Genomic DNA, 20,701 nt, shown 5'->3' with positions numbered 1-20,701 from the left:
CCCGGACCCGGAGGAGAAGCGTGGCCCAGCCGAACCGACCGATGTGCGAGGGGCGCCCGCTGCCCCGGCCCGCCGAGGAGGTCGTCGACCAGGGGCTCGCCTTCGACCGGGGGACCTACCTGAGCCGCCGGCGCGTGCTCCAGTTCCTCGGCCTCGTCGTCGTCGGGGACGGGGACGGGGACGACGACGGCGGCCGGCGAGATCCCGGACGAGACCGCCGGACCGTACCCGGGCGACGGGTCGAACGGGCCCCACGTGCTGGAGCAGAGCGGGGGCGTGCGCAGGGACACCCGGTCGAGCTTCGGCGAGTACAGCGGGACCGCCGAGGGCGTGCCCATGACCCTGGAGCTCACGATCGCCGACCTCGCGAACGGCGGCGTGCCCTTCGAGGGCGTGGCGGTCTACGTCCGGCACTGCACCCGCGAGGGCGGCTACTCCCTCTACTCCGAGGGCATCACCGACCAGAACTGCCTGCGCGGCGTCCAGGTCGCCGACGCCTCGGGGAAGGTGTCCTTCACCAGCGTCTTCCCGGCCTGCTACGACGGCCGGTGGCCGGCTGACCGGCGGGCCGCCGTGAACCTGGGACCCGTCGAGATCGGCCTGATCGTCCTGGCCGTCATGCTGCCGTTCGGCTACCGGGAGCTGCCCGACGCGGCCCGCTCGGTGCGCGTCCTGGAGACGGAGGTCGGCGGGCCGCCGGGGCCCGCGACACGCGAGGCGGGCGCGCCGGCGGTGAGCGACCGCCCGGCGGGGTAAGGGGGGACGGTGTCCGCGCCGTCCGTGAACCGCGCCCCCCGGCCCAGCAGCCTGGCCGACGTCCTCGACGTGGTGCTCGACAAGGGCATCGTGATCGACGCCTACGTCCGGGTGGCGCTGCTGGGCATCGAGCTGGTGACCGTCGACGCCCGCGTCGTCATCGCCAGCGTCGACACCTACCTGCGCTTCGCCGAGGCGGTGAACCGGCTCGACCTCTACCCGGGCGAGCAGCCGAAGGGGCTGCCCGGTCTGTTCGAGGAGGGCGTCGAGAGCGCGGCGAAGACCGTGGTCAAGAGGAAGCTGTCGCACCCGTTCGGTTAGGACCCGCATTCCCGGGCATGGAGGCGGCACCATGCGTGCGATGACCTACCGCGGCCCGTACAAGATCCAGGTCGCGGAGAAGCCCGACCCCGTGATCGAGCACCCCAACGACGCGATCGTGCGGGTCACCCTCGCCGCCATCTGCGGCTCCGACCTGCACCTCTACCACGGCCTGATGCCGGACACCCGGGTCGGGCACACCTTCGGCCACGAGTTCATCGGGGTGGTCGAGGAGGTCGGGCCGTCGGTGCAGAACCTGCAGGTGGGGGACCGCGTGATGGTCCCGTTCAACATCTTCTGCGGCTCGTGCTGGTTCTGCGCCCGGGGCCTGTACTCCAACTGCCACAACGTCAACCCCAACGCCACGGCGGTCGGGGGCATCTACGGCTACTCGCACACCACCGGCGGGTACGACGGCGGGCAGGCGCAGCGCGTGCGGGTGCCGTTCGCCGACGTCGGCCCGGTGCGGATCCCCGACTGGATGCACGACGAGGACGCCGTCCTGCTCACCGACGCCGCGGCCACCGGGTACTTCGGCGCGCAGCTCGGCGAGATCGCCGAGGGGGACACCGTCGTCGTCTTCGGCGCCGGACCGGTGGGGCTGATCGCCGCCCAGTCGTCGTGGCTGATGGGCGCCGGCCGGGTGATCGTCGTCGACCAGCTCGAGGAGCGCCTGGAGAAGGCGCGCAGCATGGCCTACGCCGAGACGCTGAACTACAACGAGGTCGACGACGTCGTCCTCGAGCTGAAGAAGCAGACCGACTTCCTGGGCGCCGACGTCGCGATCGACTGCGTCGGCGCGGAGGCCGACGGCAACCTGCTGCAGCACCTGACCGCGGCCAAGTTCAAGCTCCAGGGCGGGTCGCCCATCGCGCTGAACTGGGCGATCGACGGGGTGCGCAAGGGGGCCACCATCTCGGTGATGGGCGCCTACGGGCCGATCTTCAGCGCGGTGAAGTTCGGGGACGCGATGAACAAGGGCCTCACCCTGCGGATGAACCAGACGCCGGTGAAGCGGCAGTGGCCGCGCATGTTCGAGCACGTCCGCAACGGCCACCTGACGCCGCGGGCGATGGTCACCCACCGGTTCCCGCTCGAGCACATCGCCGAGGCCTACCACGTGTTCTCCGCCAAGCTCGACGGCTGCATCAAGCCGCTGATCCTGCCCAGCGCGGCCTGAGAGGGGACCGGAGCGTGCCCATCGACGACATCCCGAGCGCCTACGTCCGGGAGCGGCGCACCCCTCCGCCCTCGCGCGAGGAGCTGCGCGCCCGCATCCCCGGATGGGGGGCCGACCTCGACCCGGCGGACCGACCGTCGCACCCCAAGCTGCGCTACGCGCCCGAGGAGTCCGGCGCGCACTGGGACTTCCCCGAGCGGCAGCCGGAGAAGTGGCCGCGCGAGCGCTCGATCGAGCACGCGTTCGTCACCCCGGTCTTCGGCACGGTGCAGCCCCCGAAGGGCCTGTCGGGGGCGATCCGGAAGTACGCCTACGGCCGGTTCAGCGAGGGGCGGGCGGCCCACTGGCTGCTGCTGATCGCCGCCGACCGGGTCGACGCGTGGGAGGAGCACCTGCGCTCGTTCGCCACCCTGCGGCCGGACAACCCGGTCACGCAGACCGGCGTGAAGGCGGAGTTCTCGCACCACGGCCTGGCCTCGCGGGTCGGCCGGGGACGCACCGACGTCCGGCACCAGGTGCTGGACCCGGTCCTCGTCGCCGGGCCGTGGGTCCTCGGCGCGGTCGTCGCCGTCCGGGGCGGCCGGCGGCTGGTGCGGGCCCTCGCGCGCTGACAGTCTGGGCGGCGGCCGCCGTCCGCTGCCTCGAGCCGAGGGAGACCCGATGATCTTCATCACCGCCAAGTTCCGCATCCGCCCCGAAGACGCCGACGCCTGGCCGGAGATCAGCAAGGCGTTCACCGAGGCCACCCGCGCCGAGCCGGGCTGCCTGTGGTTCGACTGGTCGCGCAGCCTGGACGACCCGGACCAGTACGTGCTGGTCGAGGCCTTCCGCGACGACGAGGCGGGCGCGGCGCACGTGCAGTCCGACCACTTCAAGGCGGCCCAGCGGGACCTGCCGCCGCACCTGGCGGAGACACCGCGGATCGTGAACTTCTCGGTACCGCAGGACGACTGGTCGGAGCTGGGGGAGATGCGGGTCGACCGCTCCTGACCGGCCCGCCCCGGCGGCAGGCCCGTCCCCCGGGGCGGGTCAGCCGAGCAGGACGCGCTTCTCCAGCCAGTCGTTGCGGAAGGCCCCGCGCGGGTCGAGGCGCTCGACGAGCGAGACGAAGTCGGCGTGCCGCTCGTAGAGCGGCGCGACCTGCGCGGCGCCGGCGGCGAAGAGCTTGCCCCAGTGCGGCCGCGCGCCGAACGGGGCGAGCGCGCGCTCGAGGTCGGGCAGCAGGGCCTCGACCTCGGCCTGCCGCGGCTGCCACGTGAAGTGGATGGCGACGCTGTCGCGGTCGAACGCGGTGCTCATCCACAGCGGGTCGGCCGCGACGGTCCGGATCTCGCAGACCTGCAGCAGGGGCCGGACGCGGTCGGCCAGCTTGCGCACCGCGGCGATCGCGGCGACGGCGTCGGCGCGCGGGAGGAGGTACTCCGACTGCACCTCGTCGCCGGCGCTGGGGGTGAAGCCCATGCGGAAGTGCGGCAACCGGTCCGACCACAGCCCGGGCCGGCCCAGCTGCGGCGTGCAGAAGGTGGCGTCCTGCCCGAGGATCGGGTGCCGGTCCACGGTCGCCGGGACGGCGCCGAACAGGCCGCCGTCCGGCTGGTCGCCGCGGTCCTTGACCCACACCTGGTCGACGTCCTCGCCCCACCGCGTGAAGACGCTGACGCTGTACCCGCGCGCCATGACGTCGCCGAAGTGCGCGGCCAGCGCGTCCCACGGCAGCCCCTCGAACACCCGCTGGCTGACCTCGTACGCCGGCTCGACGTCGAGCGTGATCCGGGTGACCGCCCCGAGGGCGCCGAGCCCGACCACCATGCCGTCGAAGTCGTCGTCGCCCCGCGCCGCGCGGACCACCTCGCCCGACGAGGTGACGACCTCCAGCGCGGCGACCGCCGTCGCCAGGTTGCCGTTGCCGACGCCCGAGCCGTGGGTCGCGGTCGCGACCGCGCCCGCGACGGAGATGTGCGGCAGCGACGCCAGGTTGTGCAGCGCCACCCCCTCGCGGCGCAGCACCTCGGTCAGCTCGCCGTAGCGCATGCCGCCGGGCAGCGAGACCGTCCCCGCCTCGCGGTCGACGACGACGTCGGCCGGCAGCCCGTCCAGCGAGAGCAGCTCGGCGGAGTCGGCGATGTCGTTGAACGAGTGCCGCGAGCCGAGCACCCGGATCCGCGGCGCCGCCGCCACCAGCTCCTGCAGCTGCTCCAGCGTCGCCGGCTCGTGCAGCCGCTCCGCCGCGTAGGTGTGGTTGCCCGCCCAGTTCGTCCCGACGCCGGTCACGGGTCCATCTTCGCCGACGACCGGCCGGCGCCCGGCGCGGCCTCCGCGGCGAGCAGCGGCAGGGTCCGCCACGGCACCAGCACCGACAGCGCGATCACGCTGGTCGAGCGCACCACGTCCGGCGCGCGCCCGAGGTCGACGAGCACCTGCTGCAGCGCCTCGTGGGAGCGCGCGGCGACCCGGCACAGCACGTCACCGCTGCCCGTGGTCGCGTGCGCCTCCAGCACCCCGGGGATCGCCTCGAGGTCGTGCCGGACGGCGTCGAGCGCACCCTGCGCGATCTCGAGGGTGACGAACGCCTGGACGCCGAACCCCGCCGCGGCGACGTCGACGTCCGGGCCGTGGCCGGTGACGACGCCGGCGCGCTCCAGCCGCTGCAGCCGCGCGGTGACCGTCCCGCGGGCGACGCCGAGCAGGCGCGAGAGCTCCAGGTCGCCGGCTCTCGGGTGCTCGCGCAGGGCGGTGAGCAGGGCGACGTCGAGGCTGTCCACGGCTGAGCAGTCTGCACAGCAGCGGGGCGCGAACGCTAGACCGGACGGTCACCGGCGATAGCATCGGGCGTACCGCTTGCGCAGCGGCGGCCGCGGGTGTGCGCTCGGTCACGACCCGCGTGCACGAGGAGGAATCATGAGCCTGGATTCGGTGCTGAACGACGAGGAGCGCCTGGCCGGCCTGAACCTGCGGCAGCTCGAGCAGCTCGTCGGCCTGGTCGAGCACGACGACTCCACCGACCCGTTCCCGGTCTCCGGGTGGGACGCGCTGGTCTGGACGGTCGGCAACGCCGTGCAGACCGCCCACTTCTTCCAGTCCGCGTTCGGCATGGAGCTGGTCGCCTACTCCGGCCCCGAGACCGGCAACCGCGACTCCCACGCCTACGTGCTCACCTCCGGGGCGGCGCGCTTCGTCGTCCAGGGCGCCTACGACCCGGCCAGCCCGCTGGCCGACCACCACCGCCGGCACGGCGACGGCATCGTCGACATCGCGCTGACCGTGCCCGACGTCGACCGCTGCATCGCCCACGCCCGCGCGCAGGGGGCGACCGTGCTGGAGGAGCCGCACGACGTCACCGACGAGCACGGCACCGTGCGCCGCGCGGCCATCGCCGCCTACGGCGACACCCGCCACTCGCTGGTCGACCGCTCCCGCTACGCCGGCCCGTACCTGCCCGGCTTCGTCGAGCGGCGCTCGACGTTCGTCAAGCGCCCCGGTGCGCCGAAGCGGCTGTTCCAGGCCGTCGACCACGTCGTCGGCAACGTCGAGCTCGGCGCGATGGACCAGTGGGTCGACTTCTACAACCGGGTCATGGGCTTCACCAACATGGCCGAGTTCATCGGCGAGGACATCGCCACCGACTACTCCGCGCTGATGAGCAAGGTCGTGGCCAACGGCAACCACCGGGTGAAGTTCCCGCTCAACGAGCCGGCGCTGGGCAGGAAGAAGTCGCAGATCGACGAGTACCTGGAGTTCTACGGCGGGCCGGGCGCGCAGCACGTGGCGCTGGCGACCAACGACATCCTCGGCACCGTCGACGCGATGGTCGCCGAGGGCATCGAGTTCCTGACCACCCCGGACTCCTACTACGAGGACCCGCAGCTGCGGGCACGCATCGGCACCGTGCGCGTGCCGATCGAGGAGCTGCAGCAGCGGGGCATCCTGGTCGACCGCGACGAGGACGGCTACCTGCTGCAGATCTTCACCAAGCCGACCGGCGACCGGCCGACGGTCTTCTTCGAGCTCATCGAGCGCCACGGCTCGCTCGGCTTCGGCAAGGGCAACTTCAAGGCCCTCTTCGAGGCGATCGAGCGCGAGCAGGCCCGCCGCGGCAACTTCTGAGCGGACCTCGCTGCGGAGCCGGTCCAGCAGCTCACCGGGCGACGGCGTCCTGCTCGACGCCCAGCCAGGCGGCGCCGGCGGGGGAGAGCACGAACAGCTCGACCGGCAACCGGTCGGGCCCGCGCAGGTTCAGGTGGGCGCCCGCGTCGGTCCCGACGACGCCGGAGTGCGCGACGCCGTGCTCGTCGAGCCGCCGCACCCACGCGTGCAGCGCGGCCTCGTCGGGCACGGCGAGGGCGAGGTGGTCGAGGCCGGCGCGGCGCTCGTCGAACGGGCCGGTGACCGCGCCGCCGTGGTCGGTCAGCCCCACCGCGACCAGCGCCGTCCGGTGCAGCAGGAACGCGACCGCCTCCTCCCGGTGGACGAGCTCGAGGCCCATCGGACCGGTCCAGAACGCGACGGCGGCGTCGAGGTCGGCGACGCTGAGGCCGACGTGGGAAAAGCCGGCGAGGGCGCTCACCGCCGGTGCCCGGAGGATCGGGCCCCGGTCAGGTCCCGCAGGTGGACCGGTGCGCCGAAGGCCATCGCGACGAGGCCGAGGCCGGTGCCGACCGAGGTGAGCAGCCGGCGGGGGAGGGTGTCCTGATCTCGCATGCGGCGAGCGTCGCGGGGGAGGGCGGGGCGTCGCGTCGGGGAAACCCCCCATCCGGGCGGAACGGGCATAGCGTCCGGGGCCGTGCTCGTGGGACGCGCGGCCGAGCTCGCGGCGATCGCCGCGACGCTGGACGACGCCCGCGCCGGCCGGTGCCGCTCCCTCGTGCTCGAGGGGGAGGCCGGGGTCGGCAAGACCACCCTGCTCGACGCGGCCGCGGTGGGTGCGGAGGGCTTCCGCTGCCTGCGGACCACCGGCGTCGAGGCCGAGCTGGGCCTGGGGCACGCCGGCCTGCTCGACCTCCTCGCGCCGCTGCGCGACCTGCTGCCCGCGCTGCCCCCGCCGCAGCAGCGCGCCCTGACCGCCGCCCTGGGCTGGGCGGACGGGCCGGCGGCCGGGGAGCGGTTCCTCGTCTCGGCGGCGACGATGGGCCTGCTCGCCCGGGCGGCGGAGGACGCGCCGGTCGCCGTCGTCGTCGACGACGTCCAGTGGGTGGACCTCGAGTCCGTCCGCGCGGTGGCCTTCGCCGCGCGGCGGCTGCGGCACGACCGGGTGGCCCTCGTGCTCGCCCGCCGGCCGCCGCAGGACCCGGACGCCGACGAGCTCGCCGACCTGCCCCGGTGCCGGCTGGCCGGTCTGGCGCCGGCGGCGGCCGCCGAGCTGCTCGGGCCGGCGGTGGCGCCCGCGCTGGTCGAGCCGCTCGTCGCGGCGACCGCGGGCAACCCGCTGGCGCTGGTCGAGGCCACGCGGGCGCTCACCGCCGAGCAGCGACGCGGGTCCGCCCCGCTCCCCGACGTGCTGCCGCTGGGAGACCGGCTCGCCGCCGCCGCCGACCGCCTCGTGGCGGCGCTCGGGCCGGGAGCGCGCCGGGCGGTCACGCTGGCCGCGCTGTCCGCCGGGTCGGAGGCGGGCCCGGTCGTGACGGCGTTGCGCGCCGCCGGTGAGGACGCCGACGCCTCGCTGGCGGAGGCCGAGCGCGGCGGGGTGCTGGTCCTCGGCCCGGGCACGGTCGCCTTCGCGCACCCCCTGCTGCGGTCGGCGGTGCTCCGCGCCGCCCCGCCCGGCGCCCGCCGGGCCGGCCACGCCGCCCTGGCCGCCGCGCTGGCCGACGACCCCGACCGCGCGCTCCGGCACCGGGCGCAGGCCGTCGTCGGGGCCGACGGGGCCGTCGCCGACCGGCTGGAGGGGCTGGCCGCCCGGGAGCGGGTGCGGCGCGGGTTCGCCGCGGCGTCGCAGCTGCAGGAGCAGGCGGCGCGGCTGCACGGCTCGGCGGCTGCCGCCGCGGGCGCGCTCGCGCTGGCGGTCGAGGACGCGTTCCTGGCCGGGGACCCCGCACGGGTCCGGTCGCTCGCCGCGCAGGTGCTGGCCGGCGCCGGTCCGGCCGAGGCCCGGGGGCGCGTCCTGCTCTGCCTGGGCACGCTCGAGCACTACGCCGGCTCGGTGCCCGCGGCGCCGGCCCTCCTCCGCGAGGCCGCCGCGTGCACCTCGGGCGCCGTCCGCCTGCGCGCCCTGACCGAGCTCGGCGTCGCGGGGTACCGCCTCGCCTCCCCGGCCACGGTCGCCGAGGTGGCGGACGAGATCGCGGCCACCGCCGACCGGGCCGACCCCGAGCAGGCGGCGCTCGCCGACTACGCCCGGGCGCACGCGCTGGCCCTCGCCGGCGACTGGGCGGCGGCCCGGCCCCTCGCCCTGCGGGCGTTCGACGTCCTGGAGGGCGAACCGTCGCTGCGCGACGAGCCGCGCTACCTGATCGTCACCCTCCTCGCCGCGGGGTGGGCCAACGAGATCGCGGCGGCGGAGGCGGCCCTCGGCCGCCGGCTGACCGCGGCCCGGGCGGCCGGGGCGCTCGGCGTCCTGCCGCCGGTCCTGAGCCTGGTGGCCGCCGGCGTCCAGGCCACCGGCGACCACCGGCTGGCGTACGCCGCCGCCGGCGAGGCGGTGGAGCTCGGCGCCGAGCTGGGCTACGTGGCCGACGTGGCCACCGCGCACGAGCTGCTGGCGTGGGAGGAGGCCGCCCGCGGCCGGCACGCGGAGGCGTCGCGCGCGCTCGCGGCGGCCCGCGACCTCGGGGTGCGGGCCGGCGTCGCCGCCGCGTCGGTGCACGTCCACCTGGTGGACGCGTTCGCCGCGCTGTGCCGCGGGGACCTGCGGCACGTCGTCGACGTCCTGGAGCGCCGGATCGCCGCCGACGGCGGCCGGCTGCCGCGGGGCGACTACGAGCTGTCGGTGGCGCCGGACCTGGTCGAGGCCTACCTCGGGCTCGGCCGCCGGGCCGACGCCGTCGCGCTCGCCGCGCGGCACGCGGCGGTGAACCGGGACTCGCCGATGGCCGACGTCCGCGCCCACGTCGAGCGGCTGACCGGTCTGCTGGCCGACGACGAGGCGCGGGCCGACGCCGCGTTCGAGCGGGCGCACGAGGAGCACGCCGCCGGCTTCGAGCCCTTCGAGGCGGCGCGCACCCGCCTGCTGCACGGCGGCCGGTTGCGGCGCGCCGGCCGCCGCGTCGAGGCCCGCCGCCAGCTCGAGCGCGCCGCCGAGGCGTTCGACCGGATGGGCGTCGACGGCTGGGCGCGGCGGGCGCGCGACGAGCTGGCGGCCACGGGCGCGCGGGCGCGGCGGGGCGGGGCGGCCGGCGACGAGCTGACCTCGCAGGAGACGCGGGTCGCGCTGCTGGTGGCCCAGGGGCTGACCAACAAGGACATCGCCGCGGCGCTCTTCCTCAGCCCGAAGACCGTCGAGCACCACCTGACGAGCATCCTGCGCAAGCGGCGGCTGCGGTCGCGCGCCGCCATCGCCGCCGCGTTCGCCGGCCGCTGAGCGGGCCCGGGGTCACGTGCCGACGAGCCGCTCCAGGCCGTCGAGGACCAGGTCGAGCCCGAAGGCGAACTCCTCGGCGTAGTCGTAGCCGGGCGTCATCACGTGCTCGACGGTGAACTCGTGCAGGTGCGGGAACTCGTCGACCGGGAACTGCGCGAGCATCGCGCGGGCGAGCTCGGCGGTCTGCTGCGGCGTGTCGAACGGCAGCTGCTTCTCCTGCAGGCAGAAGCCGTAGACGTAGCTGTCGATCGCCGAGAAGGCGTGCCCGGCGAGGGCGACGGAGAAGCCGGCGCGCCGCAGGACGCCCAGCACCGAGTCGTGCGCCCGCAGGGTCGCCGCCCCCGGGTTCACCCGCGACTCCATCAGCCCGTTCGCCCACCGGTGCCGGGTGAGCGCCGCCCGCACCGAGAACGCCCGCTGCCGCATCGCCGTCCGCCAGTCCACGCCGGTGGGCAGCTCGACCTCGCCGAAGACGACGTCGACCATGCCGTCGAGCAGGTCCTCCTTGTTGCGCACGTGGTTGTACAGCGACATCGCCTCCACGCCGAGCGCCTGGCCCAGCTTGCGCATGGACAGCGACTCCAGCCCGCTCTCGTCGGCGAGCGCGACGGCGGCGCGCAGCACGGTGTCCCGGTTCAGCGGCACGTTGACAACCTTACGCCGTAAGTACACACTTACGCCGTAAGTCACTCGACGACGGGAGAACGCCATGACCGGCACGCGCAGCGCGACGATGACCTCGGTCGTCCAGACCCGGTACGGGGCGGGGCCGGAGGACGTGCTGGGTGTCGGCGAGGTCGCCGTCCCGGCGCCCGGGGACGGCGAGGTGCTGGTGCGGGTGCACGCCTCGAGCGTCGACCGCGGCACGTGGCACGTGATGGCCGGCGAACCGTACGCGATCCGGCTCGCCGGGTTCGGGCTGCGCCGGCCGAAGCACGCCAACCCCGGCCGCAACCTGGCCGGGACGGTCGCGGCCGTCGGCGCAGGGGTGACCGGCCTCCGGCCCGGCGACGACGTGTACGGCACCGGCACGGCGACCTTCGCCGAGCACGCGCTCGCCCGCCCCGGGAGGATCGCGCGGAAGCCGGCGAACCTGTCGTTCGAGGCGGCCGCCGCCGTCCCGGTGTCGGGCCAGACGGCGCTGCAGGCGGTGCGCGACCACGGCCGCGTGCGGGCGGGGGACCGGGTGCTGGTCATCGGCGCCTCGGGGGGCGTGGGCAGCTTCGCCGTCCAGATCGCCGCCGCCTGCGGCGCGGAGGTGACCGGGACGGCGAGCACGGCCAAGGTCGGCCTGGTGCGCTCCCTCGGCGCCGCGCACGTCGTCGACCACGCGCGCGAGGACCTCGCCGGCGGCCCGTACGACGTCGTCCTCGACACCGGTGGCAACCGCCGGCTGGCCGAGCTGCGGCGGCTGCTCACCCCGGGCGGGCGGTTGGTCGTCGTGGGCGGGGAGGACGCCGGCCGGTGGCTCGGCGTCCGCCGGCAGCTGCGGGCGCAGGCGCTCAGCCCGTTCGTCGGCCAGCGGCTGGGCACCTTCGTCGCCTCGGAGAACACCGCCGACCTCGACGCGCTGCGCGACCTCGTGGAGTCCGGCGCCGTGGCCCCGGCGCTCGACCGCAGCTACCCGCTCGCCGAGACGGCGGCGGCGGTGCGCCGGCTGCTGGACGGGCGGGTGGCCGGCAAGGTCGTCGTCACGACCGCGTGACCCCGCGCCCGCCGCCCGGCGGCCTACCATGCCCGGCGTGCGCCCGTTCCTGCTGCTCGCGACGCGTGCCGAGGACGAGGCCGCCGACGACGAGTACGCGGCGTTCCTGCGGTTCTCCGGCCTGCCGCCCGAGCAGCTGCACCGCGTCCGCCTGGAGGCCGCGCCGCTGCCCGACCTCGACCTCGACCGCTACGCCGGCATCATGCTGGGCGGCAGCCCGTTCAACACCACCGACCCGGTGGAGCGGAAGTCGCCGGTGCAGCGGCGGGTGGAGGCGGAGCTGCGGGGGCTGCTCGACGAGGTCGTCGCGCGCGACGTCCCGTTCTTCGGGGCCTGCTACGGCGTGGGCACGATCGGCGCGCACCAGGGCGGCGTGGTCGACCGCACCTACACCGAGCCGCTGTCCTGCGTGACGATCGAGCTGACCGCCGAGGGCCAGGCCGACCCGCTCCTGGCCGGGGTACCGGCCCGGTTCGAGGCCTTCGTCGGGCACAAGGAGGCGTGCTCGGTGCTGCCGCCGTCGGCCGTGCTGCTGGCCACCTCGGCCGCCTGCCCGGTGCAGATGTTCCGGGTCGGCCGGAACGTCTACGCCACCCAGTTCCACCCCGAGCTGGACGCCCCGGGCATCTGCAGGCGGGCGCGGGTCTACCAGCACTACGGCTACTTCCCGCCCGACGAGCTCGAGGACCTCGTCGCCCGCCTCTCGCTGGGCGTCGTCACCGAGCCGGGGCGGCTGCTGAAGAACTTCGTCGCCCGTTACGCGTAGGCGCCGGGGGCCCGCTCCCGGGGTCCACCTCGTGCTCCGGGGGTGCTGCCGGGCTCCGGGAGGACGAGTTCGACCCAGGTGGTGCCGCGCTCGCGGTGCTGCCGGGGCGGACGCCGCCTACGCCCGGGCCACGGGCAGGCGGGCGCGGGCGCGGCGCTGGGCGGCCATCCGCACCGGGGAGTCGGCGGTGCCGTAGCCGTCGTAGCCGTCGAGCCGCTGGACGAACTCGAGGAACAGCCGGTCGCCGAGCACCTCGGTGGCCAGGTGGAGGTAGCGCCCGCGCGCGTCCTCCTCGTACATCAGCCCGTGCTCGCGGACGGCGGCCAGCACCTCCGGCGCCAGGTCGAAGCGGGCGTCGAGGTCGTCGGCGTAGTTGGTCGGCAGCTCCAGCAGGGGAGCGCCCGCCTCCCGCAGCGCGCGCGCCGTCGCCACCAGGTCGTCGGTGCGGAAGGCGACGTACTGCGGCTCCGGCACCCCGGGGGCCCACGACCCGCGCCGGAGGGCCGCGACGCTGAGCGCCAGCCGCACCGCGCGGTCGGGGTCGCTGACCGCGCGGGTGCGCACCAGCCCGAAGGGGGCGGCCACCTCGGCGAGGTCCTGCGGTTCCAGTCCGAGCACGGCGCGGTAGAACAGCCCGGCCTCGTCGAAGGAGTCGAACGGCTGGGTGAGCCCGACGTGGTCGATCCCGGTCAGCCCCGCCCCCGGTGCGGTGGGCTCGCCGGTGGCCAGGAAGTCGGCCGGCCAGCCGTCGGGGCCGGTGCGGGTGAAGAGGATCTGCGTGCCGTCGGGCGCGGCGATGGTGGCCAGGTCGGCCTCGGCCCGGCCGCGGGTGCGCGGCAGCACCGGCGCCGCGAGCGCCTCGGCCCGGGCCGCGGACCGGCCCGGGTCCGCGCTCTCCAGCCCCAGCGCGGCCACCGTGGCCACCCCCGTGGCCTGCGGGCGGACGACGGCGGCGTTGAGCAGCACGCGGGCGCCACCCTGCTCCCACAGCTGCACCGGCTTGGAGCGGTGCTGGCCGGTGTGCGTGAACCCGAGCGCGGCGAGGACGGCGGCCAGCGGCGGCCCGGAGATCCCGTCGACGCCGAGCTCGACGAAGGACCAGCCCGACAGGGCGGCGGCCGGGGGAGAGGTGAGGCCGAGCGCCTCCTCCAGCCACAGCAGCGAGCGCATCGCGTCGACCGCCGTCCGGGCCGGGTCGGACTGCCGGTAGACGTCGTTGAAGACCTCCAGCGACAGCGGGCCGGTGTAGCCGGCGGCCAGCACGGCGCCGAGGAAGCCGGGCAGGTCGAACGCGCCCTGGCCGGGGAAGAGGCGGTGGTGGCGGCTCCACTGCAGCACGTCCATGCGCAGCTGCGGCGCGTCGGCCAGCTGCAGGAAGAACAGCTTCTCCCCGGGGACGGCGGCGAACCCGGCCGGGTCCCCGCCGCGGGAGAGCACGTGGAAGCTGTCCAGGCACAGCCCCAGCGCCGGGTGGTCGGCGGCGCGGACGGCGTCCCACGACCGGTCCCAGGTCGACACGTGCCGCCCCCAGGCGAGGGCCTCGTAGGCGATCCGCAGGCCGCGCGCGGCGGCCCGGTCGGCGGCCCGGGCCAGCTGCCCGGCCAGGCGGTCGGTCTCCGCGACCGCGTCGTCCGCGACCGACGAGCAGACCAGCACCGTGCCCACCCCGAGCTCGGCCATGACGTCGAACTTGCGCTCGGCCCGGCGCAGGTTGCGGGCGAAGCGGCCGTCGTCGGTGGAGTCGAGGTCGCGGAACGGCTGGTAGAGGTCGATCGACAGCCCCAGGTCGGCGCAGCGCGCCGCCAGCTCGCGCGGCGACCACGGGGAGGCGATCAGGTCGGGCTCGAAGACCTCGATGCCGTCGAACCCGGCCGCCGCGGCGGCGCCGAGCTTGTCCTCCAGCGTGCCCGACAGGCACACCGTGGCGATCGCCCGGCGCGGCCGCTCAGCCGACACGGGCGGCGCTCCCGACCAGCTCACCGAAGTGGGCCAGCATCCGCTCGGCGTCGGGCTCGACGCCGGTGAACAGCCGGAAGGCGTCGACCGCCTGGAAGACCGCCATGCCGCCGCCGTCGAGCACGCGGCAGCCGCGGGCGCGCGCGGTGCGCACCAGCTCGGTCTCCAGCGGCCGGTAGACGATGTCGGCCACCCAGAGCTCCGGCCGCAGCAGGTCGGCGTCCGCGGGCAGGCCGGGGTGGGCCGCCATGCCGGTCGGCGTGGCGTGCGCCAGCCCGTCCGCGGTGGCCAGCGCCGCGGGAACGCCGGCGAGGTCGGTCCCGGTCGCCCGGCCGGCGCCGAACCGGCCGCCCAGCGCGGCGGCGAGCGAGCGGGCCCGGTCGGCGTCGACGTCGGCGACGGTCAGGTGCCCCGCCCCGAGGGTGAGCAGCGCGTGGGCGACGGCGGCCCCCGCCCCGCCGGCCCCGAGCAGCACCACCCGGCCGAGCGCGGCGTCGGCCAGCCCCCGGTCGAACGAGCGGGCGAAGCCCGACCAGTCGGTGTTGTGCCCGACGGCGCGGCCGTCGCGGAACACCACCGTGTTCACCGCGCCGAGGGCCTCGGCGTCGGCGGAGAGCTCGTCGAGGTGCGGCAGCACCAGCTGCTTGCACGGGTGGGTCACGTTGAGCCCGTCGAAGCCGGCCAGCCGGGCGGCGGCGAGCAGGTCCCCGACGGCCTCCGGCGGCAGGCCCAGCCGGTCGAGGTCGAAGCGGCGGTACAGGTAGCGGATGCCGAGCTCGTCGGCCTCGCGCTCGTGCAGCGCGGGGGAGAGCGACGGGCCGATGCCCGTGCCGATCAGGCCGACCAGGAAACCGCGGGAGCGAGACGACACGAGCGGGCCTCCGTTATGTACCGCTTGGTGAGTTACCTCCGAGGGGACCACATCCGGGCCCCCGGCGCCAGCCCTGGGTGTGATCCGGATCCCGGTCGTCCGCCGTAGGCTCCGCACTCGACGGGCCATCGGGACCGGCCCGCGGGAGGTGGAGGACCAGGTGACCGCACTGCCGTCCGGGACCGAGGCCGCGGGGGCGCCCGAGCGGAGCCGCGACGCCGAGCGGACGAAGGCGGACATCCTCGCCGTCGCCACCGCCGAGTTCGCCGACCGGGGCTACGCCGGTGCGCGGATCAACGAGATCGCCGACAAGACGAGCACCACCAAGCGGATGATCTACTACTACTTCGGCGGCAAGGAGGGGCTCTACATCGCCGTCCTGGAGCAGGCCTACAGCCGCATCCGGGGGCTGGAGCAGCAGCTCGACGTCGAGCACCTCGACCCGGTCGAGGCGATCCGCGAGCTGTGCGGGCTCACCTTCGACCACCACGAGTCGCACCCGGACTTCATCCGGCTGGTCAGCATCGAGAACATCCACCACGCCGAGCACATCACCCGCTCCGCCGTCCTGTCCGGGCTGGCCAACCCCGCCCTCGACGTCCTCGGCGCGATCCTGCAGCGGGGGTGGGCCGCCGGCGCCTTCCGCGAGGACGTCGACGCCCTCGACGTCCACCAGGTGATCAGCGCCTACTGCGTCTTCCGGACGGCGAACCGGCACACGTTCGGCGCGATCTTCGGCCGCGACATGCTCGACCCCACGCGCCGCGAGCACCAGCGGCGGCTGCTCGGCGACCTCGTCGTCGACTGGCTCACCACCCGCTGACCCACCGGGCCCCCTGCACCGAAAGCCCCACCCCTCGGGCTTCCTGCACTGAAGGCCCCGCCGCACCCCGTGCTTTCGGTACCGAAGGCCCCGCCGCCCCCCGGGCTTTCGGTACCGAAGGCCCCGCCGCCCCCCGGGCTTTCGGTACCGGAAGCCCCGCCGCACCCGGGCTTCCGGTACCGAAAGCCCGGTCGCCCGAGGTGCCCGCCGCGCCCGGCCCCCCTCACCAGCGTCTTCGCGCGCCGATTTGACACGGTGACCGCGATCACGTAACCATCTGGTACGTAACCAGTTGGTACATAAGCGGCTGGCGACACCGCTCCGGCCCGACGAGGGCAGGGCGAGCGGGGGGCCGGAGACCCCGGCTCCCGCGCGCAGCACCCCGCAACGAGGCACCCGCTGGCCGCACCGGGCACGGCCCGGCCGCCCACTCCCTGGAGACCGTCATGAGCGCGACCACCGCACCCGGTGGCCCCACCGCCGAGCGCATGCCGAAGAAGGCCGCCCTGGCCAGCTTCGTCGGCAGCGCGCTCGAGTACTACGACTTCTTCATCTACGGGGCCGCCGCCGGCCTGGTCTTCCCCGAGGTGTTCTTCCCCGACTCGGACCCGGCCACCGGCACGCTGCTCTCGCTGGCCACCTTCGGCGTCGCCTACGTGGCCCGCCCGGTCGGCGCGGTGATCATCGGCCACTTCGGCGACAAGGTCGGCCGCAAGAAGATGCTGGTGCTCACCCTGCTGCTCATGGGCGTCTCGACGTTCCTCATCGGCGCCCTGCCGTCGTACGACGCGATCGGCGTCGCCGCCCCGGTGCTGCTCGTCGTGCTCCGCCTGCTGCAGGGCCTCTCGGCCGCGGGCGAGCAGAGCGGCGCCAACTCCATGACGCTCGAGCACGCCCCCGAGGGCCGGCGCGGCTTCTTCACCAGCTTCACCCTCGAGGGCACGCAGGCCGGCCTGATCCTGGCCAACCTCGTCTTCCTGCTCGTCGCGCTGCTGCCGGAGGACCAGCTGCTGAGCTGGGGCTGGCGGATCCCGTTCTTCCTGTCCGCGCTCGTCGTCGCCGTCGGCTACTGGGTGCGCCGCTCGCTGCCCGAGACGCCGGAGTTCGAGCGCGCCGAGCAGGAGGAGAAGGTCGCCAAGCTGCCGGTGGCCGTGCTCTTCCGCGACCACTGGGCCTCGGTCCTGCGCGTGGTCCTCTGCGCGCTGGTCTCGGTGGTGAGCACGATCGTCGGCACCTGGTCGCTCGCGCAGGGCACCAGCGACGCGATCGGCATGGAGCGGACGACGCTGCTGTGGATGGTCATCGCCTCCAACGCGGTGGCCCTCATCGCCCTCCCGCTGTGGGCGAAGCTGTCCGACCGCATCGGCCGCCGTCCGGTGTTCGTCTTCGGCGCCCTCGGCTCGGCCGCCTCCGCCTTCCCGTTCCTGTGGGCGCTGCAGCAGGGCGACGAGGTGCTGGTCTTCGTGTTCGGCATCCTGCTCTCCGGCGTCGTCTACTCGGCGGCCAACGGCATCTGGCCCTCCTTCTACGGCGAGATGTTCGACACCCGGGTCCGCTACTCCGGCATGGCGATCGGCACCCAGATCGGGTTCGCCCTGGGCGGCTTCTCACCGGCCATCGCGGCCGGGATCGTCGGCGACGGCCCCGGCGGCTGGCTGCCGGTCGCCTTCCTCACCGCCGGTGCCGCGGCGATCGCGGGCCTGTGCGCCCTCACCGCCCGGGAGACGGCGCACACCCCGCTGGAGCAGCTCGGCCGCAAGGACGCGGCCCGCACCGACCGCGAGCTGGTCGGCGCCTGATGCCCGTCGTCGTCACGTCGGCCGGGCCGGTCACCGGCCGCGTGGCGGACGGCGTCCGCAGCTGGCGGGGCGTGCCGTACGCCGGAGCGGAGCGTTTCGGCCCGGCCCGCCCCGCCCGGCCGTGGACGGCGCCGCTCGACGCGACGCAGCCCGGCCCGGTCGGCGTGCAGGACCTGCCCGACGGCACGACCACCGGCACCGAGCGCTGCCTGACCCTCGACGTGTACGCGCCCGAGCACGCCGACGGCCCGCTGCCGGTGCTGTTCTGGGTGCACGGCGGCGCCTTCCTCACCGGCGCCGCGGCCGACTACGACGGCTCGGTGCTCGCCGCACGCGGGCCGGCGGTCGTCGTCGCCGTCTCCTACCGCCTGGGGGCGTTCGGCTTCCTGCAGCTCGGCACCGCCGACGAGCCCGCACCGAGCCCGGCGGTGACCGACCTGGTGGCCGCGCTGGACTGGGTGCGGCGGGAGATCGCCGGCTTCGGCGGCGATCCCGACCGCCTCACCCTGGTGGGCCAGTCGGCCGGCGCCAGCCTGGTGTGCGCGCTGCTGGCCACCGACGCCGGGAGCCGGGCCCGGGCGGCGATCGCCTTCTCGATCGGCGGGTGGCCGGTCGAGCCGGCGGAGAGCGCCGACGTGTCCGGCCGGGTGCTCGCCGAGCTCGGCGTGCCGCGGTCCGCCCTCGCCGACGTGCCGGCCGACGCCGTCCTGGGTGCCACCCGCCGGGTGTCCCGGGCCTCCGACGCGCTCGGCGGCGCGGTCTTCGCCCCCGTCCTGGACGGCGGGCTCGTCCGGGCACACCCCCTCGACGTCGTCGCCTCCGGTGCCCGCCGGGACACCGTGCTGTGGCTGGGCTCGTGCCGCGACGAGATGGCCGGCTTCCTCGCCGGCGGCGCCGGGCCCGCGACGGCCGTGGCCCGCCGGCGGGTGGGCGGCGCGGCCTTCGACCGGCTGCTGGCGGTGTACACGGGGACGGCCGGCGCCGGGGAGGACCCGCTGCAGGCCCTGCTCACCGACGAGATGTGGGTCCGCCCGGCGGTCTCGCTGGCCGAGGCCCAGGCCACCGCGGGCGGGCGGGCCTGGCTGAGCCGGTTCGACCACGCGCCGAGCCTGCCGCCGTTCGACGTCCTCGGCCCCTCGCACGGGGCGGACAACGCCTGCCTGTGGGCGCACCCGCCGGGGTCCGTCGAGCGGCCGCTGCTGCGCCGCCCGGGGAGCGGCATGACGCCGGCCGACCTCGCCGTCACCGACGCGCTGCACGCCTCGGTGCTGGCCACCGTCGCCGGTGGCACCCCGGCGACCGGGGTGCTGGCCGGCTGGGCGCCCTACGACCTCGCCGACCGGTGCACGGCGCTGTTCGACGCCGTGACGCGCGTCCGCCACGACCCCGCCGCCGCGCGTCGCCGAGCGTGGGACGAGGTCTCCGTCCGGGCCTGAACCGGCCTACCCCACCTCGAAGAAGTCGAAGGTGACCGACCGCGGCTGCCGCGTGCCGACGCCGACGAACACCCGGGTGGTCAGCCGGGCCAGCCGGGGGGAGGCCGTCTCGAACCGCGGCGTGCTGCGGAAGTAGATCCGGGCCGGGTCGACCGGCTCGTCGCGCCGCAGCCGCGCGATGTCCTCGGCCGAGCCGGTGCGCAGCCCGCGGTTGTCGACGGCGACCAGCTCGCCCTCGTCGCTCTCCAGCAGGTAGCGGGCCTCGACCTCCGTCTCGGTCTCGGTGCGGATCAGCTGGAAGTCGGCGCCGCCGGGCAGCACCCGGCCGGTGAACAGGCCCGAGACCGTGCCGCCGGTGATCGGGACGACCCGCCGCAGGCCGGCCGGCGTCGGTCCCACCTCCAGCGGCGCGGCCACCTCGACCTCCAGGTGCAGGGTGTGGGTCAGGCGGGGGGCGTCGGGCACGGGGCGAATCTAGAGAGCCAGGTCCGCGGACGGCGGCGCGCCCGCCCACGCGGCGCGCAGGAGCCGCTCGACGCCGTCCCGGGTGACCGGGCGCGGGTTGCGGTAGCTCGACCCGGCCCCCCCGGCGACGGCCAGGTCGGCGATGCGGTCGACGTCGGCCTCGGCCATGCCGAGCTCGCGCAGCGACCGCGGCGCCCCGAGCCGGCCGGCCAGCTCCCACAGCTCGCGGGCCGGGTCCGCCGCGCCCCCGAGCGCGCGGGAGAGCGCGGCCACCGCCGGCGGTGCCGCCGGCGCGTTGTACGCCAGGGCGTGCGGCAGCACGACGGTGTGGGTCTGCGCGTGCGGCAGGTCGAGCGTGCCGCCGAGGGTGTGGCACAGCTTGTGGTGCAGCGACATGGTGGTCGCGCCGAGGACGGCGCCGCAGAGCCAGGCGCCGTACTGCGCCTCGGCCCGGGCGTCGAGGTCGGCGCCGTCGGCCACCACCACCGGCAGCGCCGCGGCCAGCGCCCGGGTGCCCTCCTCGGCCATGAGCGAGACGATCGGCGAGGCGTCGGGGGCGTAGAGCCCCTCGACGGCGTGCGCGATCGCGTTGATGCCGCTGGTGGCCGACAGCTGCGCCGGCAGGGTGAGGGTCAGCTCGGGGTCGTAGAGCACGCTGACCGGCAGCACCCGCCGGTCGCGGCCGGTGCGCTTGGCCCCGCCCTCGGTCAGCCCCCAGATCGGCGTCATCTCCGACCCGGCGTACGTGGTCGGGACGGCGACCACCGGCAGGCCGTGCTCCAGCGCGATCGCCTTGCCCAGCCCGATCGCCGAGCCGCCCCCGACGGCGACGCAGCCGTCGGCCCCGAGCGACGCGGCCAGGTCGCGGGCGCGGTGCGCCACCTCGACCGGGACGTGCATGCGCGCCTCGGCGAGCACCCCGGCGGCACGGTCGCCGAGCACCTCGGCGACCTGCTGCCCGGTGGCCTCCTGCTCCGGCGAGCACAGCACCAGCACCCGGGTCAGGCCGAGCTCGGCGACCTCGTCGGGCAGGGCGGCCAGGCAGCCGGCGCCGAAGCGCACCCGCATGGGCAGCGCGGTGTAGCTGAACGTGCGGCTCATGGGGGCACA

21 protein-coding genes are annotated in these 20,701 nt (G+C 75.8%); 12 read left to right on the top strand and 9 right to left on the bottom strand.

Translation table 11 applies throughout. The annotated features are described in order from the left end of the window. Positions 1-276: 276 nt before the first annotated feature. The 5 genes from ACI78S_RS15175 to ACI78S_RS15155 are packed head-to-tail and all read left to right on the top strand — an operon-like array spanning position 277 to position 3,247. Entirely contained in the window at positions 277-756 is a 480-nt protein-coding gene (locus ACI78S_RS15175) for a hypothetical protein (RefSeq protein ID WP_456974703.1), read from the top strand. A gap of 9 nt (positions 757-765) precedes the next feature. Then, positions 766-1,077 (top strand): gas vesicle protein GvpJ, encoded by a 312-nt coding sequence (gene gvpJ, locus ACI78S_RS15170; RefSeq protein WP_456974701.1) that lies wholly within the window; start codon positions 766-768, stop codon positions 1,075-1,077. Between the two features lie 40 nt (positions 1,078-1,117). Then, a complete protein-coding gene (locus ACI78S_RS15165; RefSeq protein WP_456974699.1) occupies positions 1,118-2,257 on the top strand; it encodes a zinc-dependent alcohol dehydrogenase in 1,140 nt (379 codons plus the stop codon). A gap of 14 nt (positions 2,258-2,271) precedes the next feature. After that, positions 2,272-2,868 carry a hypothetical protein gene (locus tag ACI78S_RS15160; RefSeq protein ID WP_456974697.1) on the top strand — a complete coding sequence of 199 codons (597 nt, stop codon included), beginning with the start codon at positions 2,272-2,274 and terminating at the stop codon, positions 2,866-2,868. A gap of 49 nt (positions 2,869-2,917) precedes the next feature. Then, positions 2,918-3,247, top strand: coding sequence for a putative quinol monooxygenase (locus ACI78S_RS15155; protein WP_456974695.1), 330 nt, complete (start codon positions 2,918-2,920; stop codon positions 3,245-3,247). A 39-nt stretch (positions 3,248-3,286) separates the two neighbouring features. Here the strand turns inward: ACI78S_RS15155 and ACI78S_RS15150 are convergent, their stop codons facing one another. Together ACI78S_RS15150 and ACI78S_RS15145 are read right to left on the bottom strand one after the other, a co-directional pair. Beyond that, the gene (locus ACI78S_RS15150) at positions 3,287-4,528 is read right to left on the bottom strand and encodes a D-arabinono-1,4-lactone oxidase (RefSeq protein ID WP_456974693.1); all 1,242 of its coding nucleotides are present in this window, start codon (positions 4,526-4,528) and stop codon (positions 3,287-3,289) included. After that, positions 4,525-5,019, bottom strand: a complete 495-nt coding sequence (locus ACI78S_RS15145) for an Lrp/AsnC family transcriptional regulator (protein ID WP_456974691.1) — start codon at positions 5,017-5,019, stop codon at positions 4,525-4,527. Before ACI78S_RS15145 ends, ACI78S_RS15150 begins: the two co-directional genes overlap by 4 nt. A gap of 136 nt (positions 5,020-5,155) precedes the next feature. Between ACI78S_RS15145 and hppD the strand changes: the two genes are divergently transcribed. Then, positions 5,156-6,361 (top strand): 4-hydroxyphenylpyruvate dioxygenase, encoded by a 1,206-nt coding sequence (hppD, locus tag ACI78S_RS15140; RefSeq protein ID WP_456974689.1) that lies wholly within the window; start codon positions 5,156-5,158, stop codon positions 6,359-6,361. Between the two features lie 31 nt (positions 6,362-6,392). Here hppD and ACI78S_RS15135 read toward each other — a convergent pair whose 3' ends face one another. Together ACI78S_RS15135 and ACI78S_RS15130 are read right to left on the bottom strand one after the other, a co-directional pair. Then, positions 6,393-6,821, bottom strand: a complete 429-nt coding sequence (locus ACI78S_RS15135; RefSeq protein WP_456974687.1) for a VOC family protein — start codon at positions 6,819-6,821, stop codon at positions 6,393-6,395. Further along, positions 6,818-6,955: a hypothetical protein gene (locus ACI78S_RS15130; protein ID WP_456974685.1), complete on the bottom strand. Its 138-nt coding sequence runs from the start codon at positions 6,953-6,955 to the stop codon at positions 6,818-6,820. Before ACI78S_RS15130 ends, ACI78S_RS15135 begins: the two co-directional genes overlap by 4 nt. A gap of 82 nt (positions 6,956-7,037) precedes the next feature. Between ACI78S_RS15130 and ACI78S_RS15125 the strand changes: the two genes are divergently transcribed. Then, positions 7,038-9,770 carry an AAA family ATPase gene (locus ACI78S_RS15125; protein ID WP_456974683.1) on the top strand — a complete coding sequence of 911 codons (2,733 nt, stop codon included), beginning with the start codon at positions 7,038-7,040 and terminating at the stop codon, positions 9,768-9,770. 12 nt (positions 9,771-9,782) lie between these two features. On the opposite strand, the gene ACI78S_RS15120 is transcribed toward ACI78S_RS15125, so the two are convergent. Next, on the bottom strand, positions 9,783-10,415 hold the full coding sequence (locus ACI78S_RS15120; protein WP_456974681.1) for a TetR/AcrR family transcriptional regulator C-terminal domain-containing protein: 633 nt from the start codon (positions 10,413-10,415) through the stop codon (positions 9,783-9,785). 64 nt (positions 10,416-10,479) lie between these two features. Here ACI78S_RS15120 and ACI78S_RS15115 point away from each other — a divergent pair, with 64 nt between their 5' ends. Together ACI78S_RS15115 and ACI78S_RS15110 are read left to right on the top strand one after the other, a co-directional pair. Next, positions 10,480-11,475 (top strand): NAD(P)-dependent alcohol dehydrogenase, encoded by a 996-nt coding sequence (locus ACI78S_RS15115; protein ID WP_456974679.1) that lies wholly within the window; start codon positions 10,480-10,482, stop codon positions 11,473-11,475. 37 nt (positions 11,476-11,512) lie between these two features. Then, a complete protein-coding gene (locus ACI78S_RS15110; protein WP_456974677.1) occupies positions 11,513-12,241 on the top strand; it encodes a glutamine amidotransferase in 729 nt (242 codons plus the stop codon). Positions 12,242-12,358: 117 nt separating this feature from the next. Here ACI78S_RS15110 and ACI78S_RS15105 read toward each other — a convergent pair whose 3' ends face one another. Beyond that, a complete protein-coding gene (locus ACI78S_RS15105) occupies positions 12,359-14,197 on the bottom strand; it encodes a TIM barrel protein (protein ID WP_456974675.1) in 1,839 nt (612 codons plus the stop codon). Next, the gene (locus tag ACI78S_RS15100; protein ID WP_456974673.1) at positions 14,187-15,068 is read right to left on the bottom strand and encodes a shikimate dehydrogenase; all 882 of its coding nucleotides are present in this window, start codon (positions 15,066-15,068) and stop codon (positions 14,187-14,189) included. The genes ACI78S_RS15105 and ACI78S_RS15100 overlap by 11 nt, the downstream gene beginning before the upstream one ends. A gap of 160 nt (positions 15,069-15,228) precedes the next feature. Between ACI78S_RS15100 and ACI78S_RS15095 the strand changes: the two genes are divergently transcribed. The 3 genes from ACI78S_RS15095 to ACI78S_RS15085 all read left to right on the top strand — a co-directional run bounded on the left by ACI78S_RS15095 (position 15,229) and on the right by ACI78S_RS15085 (position 19,126). Further along, positions 15,229-15,891, top strand: a complete 663-nt coding sequence (locus ACI78S_RS15095) for a TetR/AcrR family transcriptional regulator (RefSeq protein ID WP_456974671.1) — start codon at positions 15,229-15,231, stop codon at positions 15,889-15,891. A 446-nt stretch (positions 15,892-16,337) separates the two neighbouring features. Continuing rightward, positions 16,338-17,690: an MFS transporter gene (locus ACI78S_RS15090; RefSeq protein WP_456974669.1), complete on the top strand. Its 1,353-nt coding sequence runs from the start codon at positions 16,338-16,340 to the stop codon at positions 17,688-17,690. Continuing rightward, entirely contained in the window at positions 17,690-19,126 is a 1,437-nt protein-coding gene (locus ACI78S_RS15085) for a carboxylesterase family protein (protein ID WP_456974667.1), read from the top strand. The genes ACI78S_RS15090 and ACI78S_RS15085 overlap by 1 nt, the downstream gene beginning before the upstream one ends. A gap of 6 nt (positions 19,127-19,132) precedes the next feature. On the opposite strand, the gene ACI78S_RS15080 is transcribed toward ACI78S_RS15085, so the two are convergent. Both ACI78S_RS15080 and ACI78S_RS15075 read right to left on the bottom strand, forming a co-directional pair. After that, entirely contained in the window at positions 19,133-19,591 is a 459-nt protein-coding gene (locus ACI78S_RS15080) for a DUF3237 domain-containing protein (protein ID WP_456974665.1), read from the bottom strand. 9 nt (positions 19,592-19,600) lie between these two features. Continuing rightward, positions 19,601-20,692, bottom strand: a complete 1,092-nt coding sequence (locus ACI78S_RS15075) for a maleylacetate reductase (RefSeq protein ID WP_456974663.1) — start codon at positions 20,690-20,692, stop codon at positions 19,601-19,603. Positions 20,693-20,701: the final 9 nt, after the last annotated feature.

The sequence above is a fragment of the Geodermatophilus sp. SYSU D00815 genome, from assembly GCF_054050035.1.
Note: the sequence above shows the minus strand (reverse complement) of the source record. Positions and strands in the feature narration are given on the sequence as shown.

Excerpts from the sequence above, each read along its gene's own strand:
- ACI78S_RS15165 (WP_456974699.1), top strand. The coding sequence starts at position 1,118 with ATGACCTACCGCGGCCCGTACAAGATCCAGGTCGCGGAGAAGCCCGAC.
- ACI78S_RS15155 (WP_456974695.1), top strand. The coding sequence starts at position 2,918 with ATGATCTTCATCACCGCCAAGTTCCGCATCCGCCCCGAAGACGCCGAC.
- hppD (WP_456974689.1), top strand. The coding sequence starts at position 5,156 with ATGAGCCTGGATTCGGTGCTGAACGACGAGGAGCGCCTGGCCGGCCTG.
- ACI78S_RS15130 (WP_456974685.1), bottom strand. The coding sequence starts at position 6,955 with ATGCGAGATCAGGACACCCTCCCCCGCCGGCTGCTCACCTCGGTCGGC.
- ACI78S_RS15115 (WP_456974679.1), top strand. The coding sequence starts at position 10,480 with ATGACCGGCACGCGCAGCGCGACGATGACCTCGGTCGTCCAGACCCGG.
- ACI78S_RS15090 (WP_456974669.1), top strand. The coding sequence starts at position 16,338 with ATGAGCGCGACCACCGCACCCGGTGGCCCCACCGCCGAGCGCATGCCG.
- ACI78S_RS15085 (WP_456974667.1), top strand. The coding sequence starts at position 17,690 with ATGCCCGTCGTCGTCACGTCGGCCGGGCCGGTCACCGGCCGCGTGGCG.
- ACI78S_RS15075 (WP_456974663.1), bottom strand. The coding sequence starts at position 20,692 with ATGAGCCGCACGTTCAGCTACACCGCGCTGCCCATGCGGGTGCGCTTC.